The sequence below is a fragment of the Pseudomonadales bacterium genome, from assembly GCA_041395945.1.
GTDB lineage: Bacteria > Pseudomonadota > Gammaproteobacteria > Pseudomonadales > Azotimanducaceae > SZUA-309.
Genome location: JAWKZN010000001.1, coordinates 2,316,756 through 2,329,553 on the forward strand (window position 1 = coordinate 2,316,756; position 12,798 = coordinate 2,329,553).

The 12,798-nt window shown below is 62.1% G+C and carries 12 protein-coding genes and 1 pseudogene; 7 read left to right on the forward strand and 6 right to left on the reverse strand.

All coding sequences use genetic code 11. The features are described 5' to 3' along the window. Nucleotides 1–3: 3 nt before the first annotated feature. Genes recQ through R3E82_10735 form a run of 4 tightly spaced genes read left to right on the forward strand, consistent with a single transcriptional unit; the run spans nucleotide 4 to nucleotide 4,085 of the window. On the forward strand, nucleotides 4–1,881 hold the full coding sequence (gene recQ / locus R3E82_10720) for a DNA helicase RecQ (GenBank protein MEZ5551353.1): 1,878 nt from the start codon (nucleotides 4–6) through the stop codon (nucleotides 1,879–1,881). A 47-nt stretch (nucleotides 1,882–1,928) separates the two neighbouring features. After that, on the forward strand, nucleotides 1,929–2,780 hold the full coding sequence (locus tag R3E82_10725; GenBank protein MEZ5551354.1) for a phytanoyl-CoA dioxygenase family protein: 852 nt from the start codon (nucleotides 1,929–1,931) through the stop codon (nucleotides 2,778–2,780). Between the two features lie 23 nt (nucleotides 2,781–2,803). Then, nucleotides 2,804–3,358, forward strand: coding sequence for a pyridoxamine 5'-phosphate oxidase family protein (locus R3E82_10730; protein ID MEZ5551355.1), 555 nt, complete (start codon nucleotides 2,804–2,806; stop codon nucleotides 3,356–3,358). A gap of 58 nt (nucleotides 3,359–3,416) precedes the next feature. Beyond that, nucleotides 3,417–4,085 carry a nitroreductase family protein gene (locus tag R3E82_10735; GenBank protein ID MEZ5551356.1) on the forward strand — a complete coding sequence of 223 codons (669 nt, stop codon included), beginning with the start codon at nucleotides 3,417–3,419 and terminating at the stop codon, nucleotides 4,083–4,085. A 638-nt stretch (nucleotides 4,086–4,723) separates the two neighbouring features. Here the strand turns inward: R3E82_10735 and yghU are convergent. Then, nucleotides 4,724–5,566, reverse strand: coding sequence for a glutathione-dependent disulfide-bond oxidoreductase (gene yghU, locus R3E82_10740; GenBank protein ID MEZ5551357.1), 843 nt, complete (start codon nucleotides 5,564–5,566; stop codon nucleotides 4,724–4,726). Nucleotides 5,567–5,596: 30 nt separating this feature from the next. Between yghU and R3E82_10745 the strand changes: the two genes are divergently transcribed. Further along, a complete protein-coding gene (locus R3E82_10745; GenBank protein ID MEZ5551358.1) occupies nucleotides 5,597–6,442 on the forward strand; it encodes an aldo/keto reductase in 846 nt (281 codons plus the stop codon). On the opposite strand, the gene R3E82_10750 is transcribed toward R3E82_10745, so the two are convergent. Then, entirely contained in the window at nucleotides 6,396–7,142 is a 747-nt protein-coding gene (locus tag R3E82_10750) for a glucose 1-dehydrogenase (GenBank protein MEZ5551359.1), read from the reverse strand. The genes R3E82_10745 and R3E82_10750 overlap by 47 nt on opposite strands. A 122-nt stretch (nucleotides 7,143–7,264) precedes the next feature. Here R3E82_10750 and R3E82_10755 point away from each other — a divergent pair, with 122 nt between their 5' ends. Together R3E82_10755 and R3E82_10760 are read left to right on the forward strand one after the other, a co-directional pair. Next, entirely contained in the window at nucleotides 7,265–7,738 is a 474-nt protein-coding gene (locus R3E82_10755; GenBank protein ID MEZ5551360.1) for a lecithin retinol acyltransferase family protein, read from the forward strand. 183 nt (nucleotides 7,739–7,921) lie between these two features. Continuing rightward, nucleotides 7,922–8,209: pseudogene (locus R3E82_10760) on the forward strand (hypothetical protein). A 27-nt stretch (nucleotides 8,210–8,236) separates the two neighbouring features. Here R3E82_10760 and R3E82_10765 read toward each other — a convergent pair. From R3E82_10765 to R3E82_10780, 4 genes are all read right to left on the reverse strand, one after another. Beyond that, nucleotides 8,237–9,970: a DUF2207 domain-containing protein gene (locus R3E82_10765; protein MEZ5551361.1), complete on the reverse strand. Its 1,734-nt coding sequence runs from the start codon at nucleotides 9,968–9,970 to the stop codon at nucleotides 8,237–8,239. A 108-nt stretch (nucleotides 9,971–10,078) separates the two neighbouring features. Then, nucleotides 10,079–10,642 (reverse strand): LemA family protein, encoded by a 564-nt coding sequence (locus R3E82_10770; GenBank protein MEZ5551362.1) that lies wholly within the window; start codon nucleotides 10,640–10,642, stop codon nucleotides 10,079–10,081. Between the two features lie 34 nt (nucleotides 10,643–10,676). Beyond that, a complete protein-coding gene (locus R3E82_10775) occupies nucleotides 10,677–11,282 on the reverse strand; it encodes a DUF938 domain-containing protein (GenBank protein MEZ5551363.1) in 606 nt (201 codons plus the stop codon). Nucleotides 11,283–11,319: 37 nt separating this feature from the next. Further along, nucleotides 11,320–12,780: an amidohydrolase family protein gene (locus R3E82_10780; protein ID MEZ5551364.1), complete on the reverse strand. Its 1,461-nt coding sequence runs from the start codon at nucleotides 12,778–12,780 to the stop codon at nucleotides 11,320–11,322. Between the last annotated feature and the right edge of the window lie 18 nt (nucleotides 12,781–12,798).

The following is a 12,798-nucleotide window of genomic DNA, read 5'->3' on the forward strand; positions in this document are numbered from 1 at the left end:
GCGGTGATCGATTCTTCAACCCAGCCCCGCGAGGCGGAACAGCTTCCGCACCAGCGACGTGCGCGGGAGCTGCTCAGAGACGTCTTCGGCTATGCCGAATTCCGTGGCCAGCAGGCAGACATCGTCTCGACACTCTGCTCGGGGACAGACGCACTGGTGCTGATGCCGACCGGCGGCGGGAAATCCCTGTGTTACCAGCTTCCCGCCCTGGTGCTGCCCGGTCTGTGTATCGTCGTCTCGCCGCTGATCGCCCTGATGCACGATCAGGTTCGCGCACTGGCCGAACTCGGGGTGCGGGCCGCGTGCCTGAATTCCACCCTCTCCCCGTCTGCACAGGCCGAAGTCATCCACCGCGCCCAACGTGGCGAGCTCGATCTTCTGTACGTGGCTCCGGAAAGAATTCTGCAGGAAAGCACACTGGGTGCATTGCGCGACTGCGCCCTTTGCCTGATTGCCATCGACGAAGCCCACTGCGTGTCGTCCTGGGGCCATGATTTCCGCCAGGACTATCTGGAACTGCACCAGCTGCGCAGCGCCTTTCCCGGTATACCCAGGGTCGCCCTGACCGCGACTGCCGATGCGCGTACCCGAGCCGACATCGTCGACCGGCTGCAGCTCGACCACCCGGCCGAGTTCGTCGACAGCTTCGATCGGCCCAACATCTGCTACAGCGTGCAGCCCAAGACCGACGCCCGCCGGCAACTGCTGCAGTTTCTCGGCGAGCATCGGGGTGAGGCGGGCATCATCTACTGCCTGTCGCGAAAAAGTGTGGAAGCGACCGCCGAGTGGCTGCATGGTCAGGGCTTTCAGGCACTGCCCTACCACGCCGGGCTCGATGGGGAAGTCCGTCACGCCAATCAGGAACGTTTTCTGCGTGACGACGGGGTGATCATGGTGGCGACCATCGCCTTCGGCATGGGCATCGACAAACCGGACGTGCGCTTCGTTGCCCACATCGATCTGCCGAAGAGCGTGGAATCCTATTATCAGGAAACCGGGCGCGCCGGGCGCGACGGTCAGCCGTCCGAAGCCTGGATGATCTACGGCCTGCAGGATGTGGTGCGGCTGTCGCGCATGGTTGCCGAGTCTCCGTCCGATGAATTCCACAAGCGGGTCGAGCGCGCCAAACTGGACGCACTGCTGGGCTGGTGTGAGATCACCACCTGCCGGCGCCATGAACTGCTGCGCTATTTCGGTGAAGCGTCTGCCACAGCCTGTGGCAATTGCGACATCTGCCTGCGACCGCCAGCTACCTGGGACGGCACCGAAGCCGCCCGGAAAGCGCTGTCCTGTGTGTACCGCACCGGCCAGCGCTTCGGCGCCGGTCATGTGATCGACGTGTTGCGCGGTCAGAACCGGGACAAGGTGCTGGGTTTCGGTCACGACAGACTGAGCACCTTCGGCATCGGCACTGAGTTCTCAGACAGGCAGTGGCGCTCGATCCTCCGCCAGCTCGTGGTGCGCGGCTATCTGAGCGTGGATCACGCCCGCTACGGCGCCCTGCGGCTAACAGAAGAAAGCCGCGCTCTGCTGCGCGGCGAGGAGACCCTGCGCTTGCGCGAGGATCCGGAGCCGACCCGAGCGCGACGTGCCGCACGCATTTCGGGTGGTAGAAAACCCATTGAGCTGAACATCGAGGACGAGGAACTGATGGACGCCCTGCGCGCCCTGCGCAAGGAAATCGCGGACGAACAGGGCGTGCCACCATACGTGGTGTTCCACGATGCGACTCTGATCGAAATGATCCAGGTACGGCCTGCCAGCCCCGCCGACCTGCTCGAGATCTCCGGTATCGGCCAGTCCAAACTGGAAAAGTACGGGCAGAAATTTCTCGATCTGCTCGGCGAGTTCGATGGCGGTGTGCGACGATCTACAATCTGACCTTTGCACCGATCACTGTCTACGAACCTGCATGAGGAAAGCGCACCATGCTGACCAGAGTGAGGGGCTACCTGCGGCCCCGCCGGGACCCGGCGCCTGAGGCCTCGCGGCTGCTCGAGCAGGAGGGGTATGCCCAGCTGACAGGGGTATTCAGTGCGGCAGAAGTTGCTGCCCTGGCCGCGGAAATCAACGCTGTCTACGCCGCCTGTCCCGCCGACGGCCGGGCCGCCGCCGTGCGGGACCCGGCAGAAGACGAAGACTTCCGCTACCAGATGTACAACCGCAGCGCGCTGGCCCAGAAGGCCATCGGCACCTCAGCAATTCTGGCGGTGATCGAGCCGCTGCTCGGCGAAGACTGCCACGTGATCGCCAACACCTGCTGGCGCAATCCACCCCGGGACGCCAATACCCACGGCGGTGGCTTCTGGCACATCGATGCCGGCCCGCACATTCCCAGGGAGGAAGGCATTCCCTGGGACGAACGCATCCCCTACCCGATCTTCGCCATCGGTGCCCACATCTATCTGCAGGACTGCCCGATCGAATGCGGGCCAACCGGGGTGATTCCCGGCAGTCACAAATCCGGCCGGCCACCACCGTCTGACCGATCGGACGACGTCACCCTCCGCTATGAGGGTGTCGGCGTGCGGCCTCTGACCGCCGCAGCCGGCGACGTCTGTCTGTTTGTCTCAGACGTGTGGCACCGCCGACTGCCGACCCGACCCGGTGACAGCGGACGATTCTTTCTGCAGGCTCATTACGCGCGGCGCGACATCGCCCAGCGGGTGCTGCCAACCCGGGAAGTCAACCATGTTTCCGCTGCCGCGGCAGCCCGCATTGCCTCGGAACGGGAGCGACGGCTGCTGGGACTGCACCAGAACTTTTTTTACGACGGCTGAAAAAATGGAGGGAGACTTTCCGCATGGGCAAACTTTACGACGCACTGACACCGGATCTGAGGGCCTTCATCGAAGCGCAGAAGATGTTCTTCGTAGGCACCTCACCGCTTGCGGCCGAAGGCCATGTCAATATTTCTCCAAAAGGCATGGACTCGCTGCGGATCCTCGACGACCGCACCCTCGCCTATCTGGATGTCACCGGCAGCGGTGTGGAGACCATCTCGCACATCCGCGAGAACGGCCGGCTGGTGATCATGTTCTGCGCCTTCGAAGGCAGCCCGCTGATCCTGCGTCTGCACGGACGGGGCGAAGTGCTCGAGCGCGGCAGTGCTGAATTCGATGCGCACATTGGAAAATTTCCGGCGCTGCCGGGTATCCGCTCCATCATTGTGCTGAGGGCATTCCGCATTGCCGATTCCTGTGGCTGGAATGTGCCCCTCTACGAATTCAGTGGTATGCGCGACTACTACGACAACTATGCTGAAAAGCTCGGTGAGGAAGGCATGCGCAAAGGACAGCTTGCTTCCAACATGAAAAGTATTGACGGCCTGCCCGGGCTGACCAGGCCCTCTTTCTAGCACGGCGCAAAGATCGCGCTGTTTCAGGTCCATCTGTCCGTACCAGCAGGAACTTTCCATGGAACTCTACGACGTCATGCGCACAACCTTCGCTGCCCGGGACTTCACCGGCGCACCGGTCCCGGATGCAGACCTCTACCGGATCCTCGACAATGCCCGCTTCGCCCCCAGCGGCGGCAATCGCCAGGGCTGGCAGGTCATCGTGGTGCGCGATAAGAAAACCAAGGATGCCCTGCCCGCGCTGATCCGCCCCGCGATGCAGCGCTACTTTGCCCAGGCGGGTGCAGGTGAGGCACCCTGGAATACCATCAACCCTACTCGCCTCCTTCCTGCGCAGATCGAAGCGACTCCCGTGCCTGCGGAGTTTGTGCGCAAGCTCACCCACGCGCCTGTAGTGCTGTTCGTGTTCGTAGACCTGTCTGTGGTGGCGTCTTTCGACCAGAATCTCGATCGGGTCGGCGTGATCTCCGGCGCCTCCGTGTATCCCTTTGTCTGGAACATCCTGCTGGCAGCGCGCAACGAGGGCTATGGCGGGGTCCCCACGACTTTTATAGCACCCAAGGAATACGAGCTGCGGGATCTGCTGGGGGTGCCGGAACAGATGGCGTTTGCGGCGATGATCCCGCTGGGCAGGCCCGTGAAGCAGCTCACCCGGCTGCGCAGAATAGCGGTTGAAGACTTTGCAAGCTTTGAGCACTTCGACGGGGACAGGCTTACGGCCACGTGAGAGGCCTGATTCCGTGCGCAGCCGGGCTGCTCAGCCAAGCATCTCGGAAAGAGGTTGATCAGAGCGTGGTCGAGGATCTGCTACCCCAGGCCTCGCTCGGCAGCTCCGCTGTGCCCTCGCGTAGCTATTTGCCTCGCGGGAAGCCCGCGAGTCAAACAGCCGTACTCGGCCTCGCTACACGGCCTGGGGTAGCAGATCCTCGCCCACACTGGATACACCCTTCCGAGATTCCTGGCTGCGCGTCTGGTCGGCATCCGGAGACGTCTTGCAGGTGCGCTCGCGCATATTTGAATCCTGCGTGATCACGGAATCGCGCATGGCCTGCCGGTGCTAGTTTGGTCTCAGCAACCTGTCCTGGATCCATATCGCAGCCGGGGTGGAGAGGGGGTGGCAGCGGACCGTGTAGCGAGGCCGAGTGCGGGGGGTGCGAGTCGCGATACAAAAAATGACCCGCTTCGGGGCAACTCCGCCAATCGAGGGGAGCCAGGAGGGCCCGGGCGTAGGTCCGCTGCTACTCCCTCTGCAACCCAGCCTCGCTATCCGCTCCGAGGACGGGTCCCGCTGAACAGAACTACAGCGAGATCAATCACCCATGCCTTCAAGTGAGCCGCAACGGATGCGGACCGGACCGCCTATCTTCAGCGGATATCGCTTGCCTGGTGGCGCTCGGGCACCCGCTCCTCTTCAGGACCCCAGGTTCTGTTTACCCGGCTGCCACGCTTGACGGCGGGACGCGCCTCGATTTCTTTCGCCCAGCGGACGACGTGGGTGTAGGACGCCACATCGAGAAATTCCTGAGCGCTGTAGATATTGCCGATCACCAGCGCACCGTACCAGGGGTAGTTCGCCATATCGGCTATGGTGTAGTCGTCTCCGCAGAGAAATTTCCGCTCTGCGAGATTTCGGTTCAATACATCCAGCTGTCGCTTCACTTCCATCGCGTAGCGGTTGATCGGGTATTCCCACTTCTCAGGGGCGTAGGCATAGAAGTGGCCGAAGCCACCACCCAGGTAAGGTGCGCTGCCCATCTGCCAGAACAGCCAGGACATGCATTCGGCGCGCTGGGCGGGCTCAGTCGGCAGGAAGGCGCCGAACTTCTCGGCCAGGTAAACGAGAATGGCGCCGGATTCAAAGACGCGGACCGGTGGGTTTTCGCTCACATCCAGCAGCGCCGGAATTTTCGAGTTCGGATTCACCGCCACGAAGCCACTGCCGAACTGATCGCCTTCACCGATGTTGATCAGCCAGGCGTCGTATTCGGCTTCCTGCTTACCCAGCGCCAGCAGCTCTTCGAGCAGCACGGTGACCTTCACACCGTTCGGGGTACCCAGTGAATACAGCTGCAGAGGCTGCTTGCCGCGGGGCAGTGCCTTGTCGCTGGTGGGACCCGCAATCGGCCGATTGATGTTGGCGAACCGGCCACCACTGGATTTGTCCCAGGTCCAGACTTTCGGTGGCACGTAGGTCGCTTGATCGGTCATTGCGGGTTTCCTTGCATGGATGGGTGCTGATTGAATCAGATTCCGGATTGTGGAGGGTGTGGGTGGCACCGGCTCAGTGTCCTGCATACCCAGGACCGCATCATTGCAAACCGGCCCCAAGGGTGCAAAGCCCGGCGTCAGGAGATGGTGCTGGCCACGAAGTTCGGCATTCAGATTCATGAGGACGGCCGACGGAGTATCAACGGCCATCCGGATCAGGTAGCCGCCCGCTGCGACGAAAGCCTCTCACGTCTGCAGACACAGGTAATCGACCTCTACTACCTGCATCGCCTGGATCCCGACGTACCGATCGAAGACACCGTGGGTGCGATGGCCAGACTGGTGCAGGCCGGCAAGGTCCGTTACCTGGGACTTTCGGAGGTCTCCGCGGCAACCCTGCGACGCGCCCACGCGGTGCATCCCATAACCGCCGTACAGTCTGAATATTCTCTATGGACGCGGGACCCGGAGTCACACGTGCTGCCCGCCTGCCGGGAACTCGGCGTAGGCTTTGTACCTTTCAGCCCTCTGGGCCGTGCGATTCTGACCGGCACCATCACGGACGCCGACGCGATTTCCGAAAAGGGTGACATGCGCGCCACCATGCCGCGCTTCCAGGGCGACAATCTCACCCGGAATCTGCAAACCGTCGAAGCCTTCAACCGGCTCGCCACTGCCAGAGGATGCACGCCCGGCCAGCTCGCGCTTGCCTGGCTGCTCGCCCAGGGCGACGGTATCGCACCCATTCCCGGCAGCAAGCGGGTGAAGTATCTGGAGGAGAACGCTACGCGGCTGCAGGCATGCAGTCGCTCGACAGAGACTAGCAGCCTCAGGAAATCGATCGACCACCATCCACATCGAGACAGACCCCGGTGAGAAAGGCCGCCTCATCCGAGGCCAGATAGTAGATGGCGTTCGCCACATCCTCCGGTGTCGCGCGCCGCCCCATGGGGATCCCGGCAATCACCGACGCATTGAGTTCAGGACTCAGTTCAGGGGTGCCCATCGCCTGCAGGTCGAAATTGGTTGGTGCCGAGACCGGGCACACCGCGTTTACCCGGATCTTTGGCGCAAGCTCGATTGCCAGGCCCTTGGTGAGGGTGATTACCGCTCCTTTGGAGGCGTTGTAAGGGGTGAGTCCGTGGCGCGGTCGCTTGCCGCCGATCGAGGCGGTGCTGACGATGCTGCTGCCCGGCGGCATGTGTGGCACACAGTACTTGGCCGCAAGGAAGATGCTGCGCACATTGACCGCAAACATCCGGTCGAAATCGGCGGTCTCCATTTTGATCATGGATTTTGCACGATGGGGTACCCCGGCGTTCGCACAGACCACGTCGATCCGGCCGAAGGCCTCCACTGCTGCTGCCGCCATGGCTCTGTTGCCGGCTTCGTCTGCCACATCGATTTCGAAGGCGATCGCCGAGGGCAATCGCGCGGCGACTTCCCGCGCGCCCTGCAGGTTCAGATCGGCGGCAACAACGGATGCCCCTTCCCGGGCAAAGCGTTCGGCAATGGCCGTCCCGAATCCGGAGGCTGCGCCGGTCACGATCACACATCTGCCTGCGAATGCCTGCATATTCCTGTCCCCTCGTCTTGACGTCCCGGCCTGCGCGCCATCCTACAGAATCTTCCACAAATGAACCTTTTCCGCTGACACCGCCACCCATCCGATGAAAGCGCAACGCATCGGATGGCAACATGACAAGTACCTGGAATATCTATCAGGAACGCCTGCTCCCAGCCAGCGACTCTGGCCGCCTGACTCCTGGCGCTCATCTGATCACTCCCCGACGCCGCTATGTCCACCACGGTATCTATGCCGGCAGCGGCCGGGTGGTGCATTACGCCGGCCTCTGCCACTCCCTGCGTCCTCTGCCCGTGGAGGAGGTCTCCCTGGAAGTTTTCACCTGCGGTCAGGCTCTGGCGCAGTTACCCGGGCAGGCGGCCCGCTTCCAGCCTCAGGAGGTCGTGAACAGGGCGCGCTCCCGGGTTGGTGAAAATGCCTACGACCTGCTCAACAACAACTGTGAACACTTCTGCCACTGGTGTATCACCGGCCAGCCGAGAAGCGAGCAGGTGGAGTGGCTGCTCGAGCTGTCGCCCGTGCTGCTGCGCCGGCTGCTGGGCAGAGTCCGCAGAGAGTCTCCCGACCACGCTGCCCGGGCCGCGTGAGACCCGGTTCGCTGCTGAGTGAGCGCGCAGGCCAGGCTGCAATGGGTCTGCTCCAGCAGCTATCCCGGGTTGAGACGATGCCACACCCACCCTAGAATGCCCGTTCACTGTCTTCCAGGAGCACCCATCGTGGCCAAGAGCGTCGACTGGTATTACTTCCGCGGCGGCTGAACCAGCTGCACTCGAGCATCCAAGTTTTTGGAGGCAAGCAAGATCAAAATCAAGGAAACGGTTCCCGCCAGCAGGAAGCTGCAGCTGGATGATGCCAGGACCCTGCTGGGCAGTGCATCGAAGCTCATCGTGGCAAAGGGAAAAAAGGTCGATGAATTCAAGCTCAGTGCCACCTCTGTGGATGACGCTGCAGCCGCCATGCTCGGACCCACGGGCAACCTGCGGGCGCCCACACTGCGGGTTGGCAAGACGCTGCTGGTGGGCTACAACGAAGACGTCTATCAGAAGCTGTTCGGCTGAGTGAGCGGCCGCGATTGTAAGGCGCTGTTACCAGCCACCCCCGCCTCCACCACCGCCGCCGCCGCCGGAAGATCCCCCACCACCGCCGCCGGACGATGAACCCGGTGGGGTGGATGCTGACGAGATCGCGCTGGAGAAACTGGAGCCCACGTCCCGGGTGAAGCTGCTCAGCCGATGAGAATCGAAACTGCCGTGGTACCACAGCGGCCGGTATGCCTGACCCTGCTCCCGGGCGAGTTGCGCAAATACTCTGGCGAACTGCTCTGCCCAGGCCTGCTCCACACCCAAAGCAATCGCGAAGGGCAGATAGCGTTCGAAGAGCGCCGGTGTCAGATCCGGCGGATGACGCAGGTTCAGATCATCCTTCTCAGCGACCTCCAGATAGAGTTTGAATCCCTCGAGCTTGTCCATGAGCAGACGACCACGCGGAGTCGGTGCTCGCATCAGCCAGAAAAACACGCCGTGCAGTATGGCGGTGAGCAGGAAGGCCACTGCCGCCAGCGGAGTAAAGTCACCCAGCACACCAACCATCACAGCGATACCGATGGATAACAGCAGCGTCGGCAGCACCTTCATCGTGTTGAGTTTGAAATACCGGTTCAGATAGTCCCGCTTGAGCGCTCTTTCGTGGGCGGATTTCGCCGCACCTATGGTGCGGTGATTTTTGTCGTCGAGTTCGAGCAGTGAGCCACTGGCGAACAGCCTGTCGTACAGCACCGCTTCCCCCGGCGCCAGCGGCTCAGATGACGCGTTCGCCCTCGACTCGTGCTCCCGTTTGAGCTGGAAATCACCTCCGCTTTTGATGATGGTGACATAACCTTTCACCGCCAGATTGATCACCGCCGCGCTCAACGCTTTGCTGTCGTAGCCCATCTTCGAGATGTAGCGCGCGGAAGCGGGTGAATAGCCTTCCGGCGGTTCATAGTGCGCGAAGATCACCCCGGGTTCCGGATCGCGACCATAGTGGCGCCACTCACGAAGCAGGTAGACGGCGGACATCACCAGTGTAATGAGGGCGAGCAGCAGACCGAGGTTGTCTTTGAGGAGATAGCCCAGCCGATCGAGCAGGTCGGGCTCGGCGACGATACCCTTCGGCCAGCCCACCACCAGGGTCAGACCCTCGCCTCCACTCAGACCCCGCGTCGTCCGGATGACCGCCTCGCCATTTTCGCGGGCAGTGACGTAGTCGCGACCCTGGCTGCCGAACGGACCCGTATAGCCTTCGATGGTCAGCTCATCTGCAGGCAGAGTCACAGGCAGGCGCACGGCCGCACTCACCGTATCGATGGGGAAACCCCAGCCATTGCCCGTCACGTTCCAGTAGAGTTCGTCATGATCCTCGAAAAAGCCGAGCTGACGGTCTGTGTGATAGCGGATGCGGTAGCTGTAGTTGCCGGGGCTGAGCAGGTGGTTCGCATCGCCGACATAGACGCGCACGCCATTGCTGCGGGACTCGCTGTGCCAGGGTTCCGGTTGCCCGTCGCGCTGCACCGAGAGCACCTGAAAATCCACCTCGTAGTGATTGCCGTAAGCATCCCGGTAGCTGGTCGGGAAGTCGCGATAAATGCCCCGCCGGATCTGCTCACCTTCCGCGCGTACCCGAATGTGTTCGTCCACCACCATGGTGCCGTCCGCAGCCACGGTGATCTCACTGTGGTAGTCGAGTATGCGCTCAGCGGCGATGGCTCCAGCACCACCCGAACAGAGACCGGCCAGGCAGGCAAGGATCGCGATCGGACGTCTGAAGTAGCGGGTCGTCATGGCAGTTCCTCCAGTTCTCCCGGGATTCGAAATGCTCCAATGCACCCCGACTGCGCGGTGGTTACGTGCGGCTTTCACCCCAGGGAACCTCTGATTAAGTATCGAGCCTCAGAGCTTCCCCAGTTTCACGATGGGCGCATTCTGCGCTGCCGCATCTGCTTCAAAAAATTCCGCGGGCTGGAAGTTCAGACTTCGAGCGACGATCAGGTGCGGAAATGAATCGATGCGGGTGTTGAGAATCCGTACTGATCCGTTGTAGAAGCGCCTCGCGTACTGCAGATAGTCCTCTGTCTCGGTCAGACTCGCCTGCAGTTGGCGGAAATTCTGATCGGCTTTCAGGTCCGGATAGTCTTCCGCGAGAGCGATCAGCCGGTGCAGACCTTCCGCCAGATGGTCTTCCAGTGCAGCTTTCTCCGGCAGACGCTCAGCCGCCTCGCTGCGCGCCCGCAGTTCTGTTACTGCGGTAAGCGTGGCTTTCTCATAGTCGGCGTAGGCCCTGACCGCGTTGACGAGCTGGGGAATGAGATCGTGACGACGCACCAGCTGCACATCGATATCGCTCCAGGCATTGCGCACCTGGTTGCGATCCTTCACCAGCCGGTTGTAGATCCAGATCCCTGCACCGGCGACCAGCCCCACCCCGATAAGCAGCAACATCCCGGAATCACCCATCAGACTTCTCTCCCTGTCGGCCTCTGTCCACTGCTCAGGCCGGTTCATCCAGCACGAAAACGAGTGAAAAATTGTTCGCCGGCATATTCACGATAGCCTGATTGCGGAAACCACAGCCGGCTGCCACCGACACCACGCTTTCAAGATCCCGGATTCCCCAGGCCGGATTGCGTGCCCGCAGGGATTCATCGAAGGCGGTATTGCCCGGCGAGGTGTGGGCACCGGAACGCTTGAAGGGGCCATAGATGTGCAGCACACCGCCTGGCGGCATGCAGTGGGCGGCCCCTTCGCAAAGAGCGGCCAGTGTCTCGGGTGGAGAGATATGCAGCAGATTCGCCACGATCACCGCATCGACGAATATCCCCGGCCAGATGGCGAGCACATCGATGTCTGCGGGAGGCTCCACATTGGGAAGACCCGCCCTGGTGATCCGCGCCGCAATTGAGGCCCGGCTCTTCGGGTCCGGATCCGAGGGCAGCCAGTGCAGTTGCGGCAGGGACTGGGCGAAGAATTCGATGTGCGCACCGGTGCCGCTGGCGATTTCCAGTACCCTGCCGGTAGCTGGCAGGGCGCCGCGCAGCACCTCGAGAATCGGGACTTTATTGCGCTCCGCGTACTCGGATTCGAGGATCTCACTCACAGCAAATCCCGGTCACCTGTGATCACGATGAAGTCTGTCACTGCCACACCGATCGGATTGCCTCACCCGGAAAGACATTCTCAACGATGGCACCGTCGGTCACGACCGCTACGCCTTTCACCAGTACATGGTGGATGCCGGCGGAATTCCGGGCAGGTATCGAGTAGGTCGCCTGGTCGAGCACGGTTGCGGGGGCGAACAGGGTGAGATCCGCATCCATGCCTTCCTGCACCCGACCTTTCCGTCGCATGGCCGGTGCAAATTTCTCGAGCCGTTGGGCGGGATCCAGTGTCATCTTGCGCAGCGCCAGCATCAGCGGCAGCGCACCTTCATCGCGCACATAGTGGCCCAGCACCCGGGCGAAGGTACCCGCACTGCGCGGATGGGAAAAATCACCCACGTAGGGCACCCCGTCGCTGGCGATCATCACATCCGGCTGGGCAACCAGCCAGCGGCTGGTCTCCTCGTTTCGGCCGTGAATGATCACCCAGCCACCCTGCTTGCGGTACTCCTCAAAGGTTTCCCGGGTGAGTCGCTCACCGGTCTCCGTCCACTGCAACTGGCCGTAGTCGCCCTGATAGTCATCGAAGAGCGCACTTTCCAGGCGGGTCGAACCTGCCGTGTAGGGATAGGTTTCCGTTGTGATATCCAGACCGTTGGCCCGCATCCCGCGAATCATGTCGATCGCGAGCCGAGCAGACTCATCCAGGCTCGAATTGATGTGCACCACATGCAGTGGGGCTCCGGTCGCCGCGGCATCGGCGAGCACTTCCTGCAGCGGTGCCAGCAGATCGCCACCCATGTAACGGGCCTGGCGGATGTGCGTAAACAGCGGCACCTGATAGCGCGCGGCAAGTTTAAAGAGGGCGTAGATTTCCTCGTGGCTGGCACCCGGCATGTAGGTGATGCCGGAGCCGATACCGAGTCCGCCATCACGGATACCCGCCTCGATCGATCCAACCAGTGCGTCGAGCTGTGCGCCTGCCAGATGCGCGTCCGCGTAGTTACCCCCTTCAGCCGCGCTGCGATCCGCCGCAGCCAGATACACGGGATTGCCGACTTCCACGCCACCCAGAAGGTTGATACGTCCGGCCAGATGTCCGCTGGCAGCACCATAGTGAATGGGCGATCGGCCGCGTCGGGATTCCAGCCAGGCGCCTACCGGCAGCACACCCTGCTCGAGTTCGAGTGCTGTGGTGACACCGTCTGCTGCCTGAAAGTGATTGCTGCGTACGTCCTGGCCGTGCGCGTGGAGGTCGATAAAGCCCGGCGCCACCACCAGTCCGGATGCGTCGATCGTGCGTGCGCCTGTCAGAGGCTTCGTGCTGATGCTCAGAATCTGTCCATCACGGATACCGACGTTGCGTATCGCATCCAGATCGGTCTCGGGATCCATCACCCGTCCCCCCGTGATCACCAGATCGAAATCTGCCGCGTACAGCATGCACGCGTGCACCATGCAGTACGTCAGCAGCAGCGCAACACAGAAGTTTCTCATCGATCGTCTCCTTCCCGC

Coding starts and splice junctions, on each gene's coding strand:
- R3E82_10725 (MEZ5551354.1), top strand. CDS start 1,929: ATGCTGACCAGAGTGAGGGGCTACCTGCGGCCCCGCCGGGACCCGGCG.
- R3E82_10730 (MEZ5551355.1), top strand. CDS start 2,804: ATGGGCAAACTTTACGACGCACTGACACCGGATCTGAGGGCCTTCATC.
- R3E82_10735 (MEZ5551356.1), top strand. CDS start 3,417: ATGGAACTCTACGACGTCATGCGCACAACCTTCGCTGCCCGGGACTTC.
- yghU (MEZ5551357.1), bottom strand. CDS start 5,566: ATGACCGATCAAGCGACCTACGTGCCACCGAAAGTCTGGACCTGGGAC.
- R3E82_10750 (MEZ5551359.1), bottom strand. CDS start 7,142: ATGCAGGCATTCGCAGGCAGATGTGTGATCGTGACCGGCGCAGCCTCC.
- R3E82_10755 (MEZ5551360.1), top strand. CDS start 7,265: ATGACAAGTACCTGGAATATCTATCAGGAACGCCTGCTCCCAGCCAGC.
- R3E82_10765 (MEZ5551361.1), bottom strand. CDS start 9,970: ATGACGACCCGCTACTTCAGACGTCCGATCGCGATCCTTGCCTGCCTG.
- R3E82_10770 (MEZ5551362.1), bottom strand. CDS start 10,642: ATGGGTGATTCCGGGATGTTGCTGCTTATCGGGGTGGGGCTGGTCGCC.
- R3E82_10780 (MEZ5551364.1), bottom strand. CDS start 12,780: ATGAGAAACTTCTGTGTTGCGCTGCTGCTGACGTACTGCATGGTGCAC.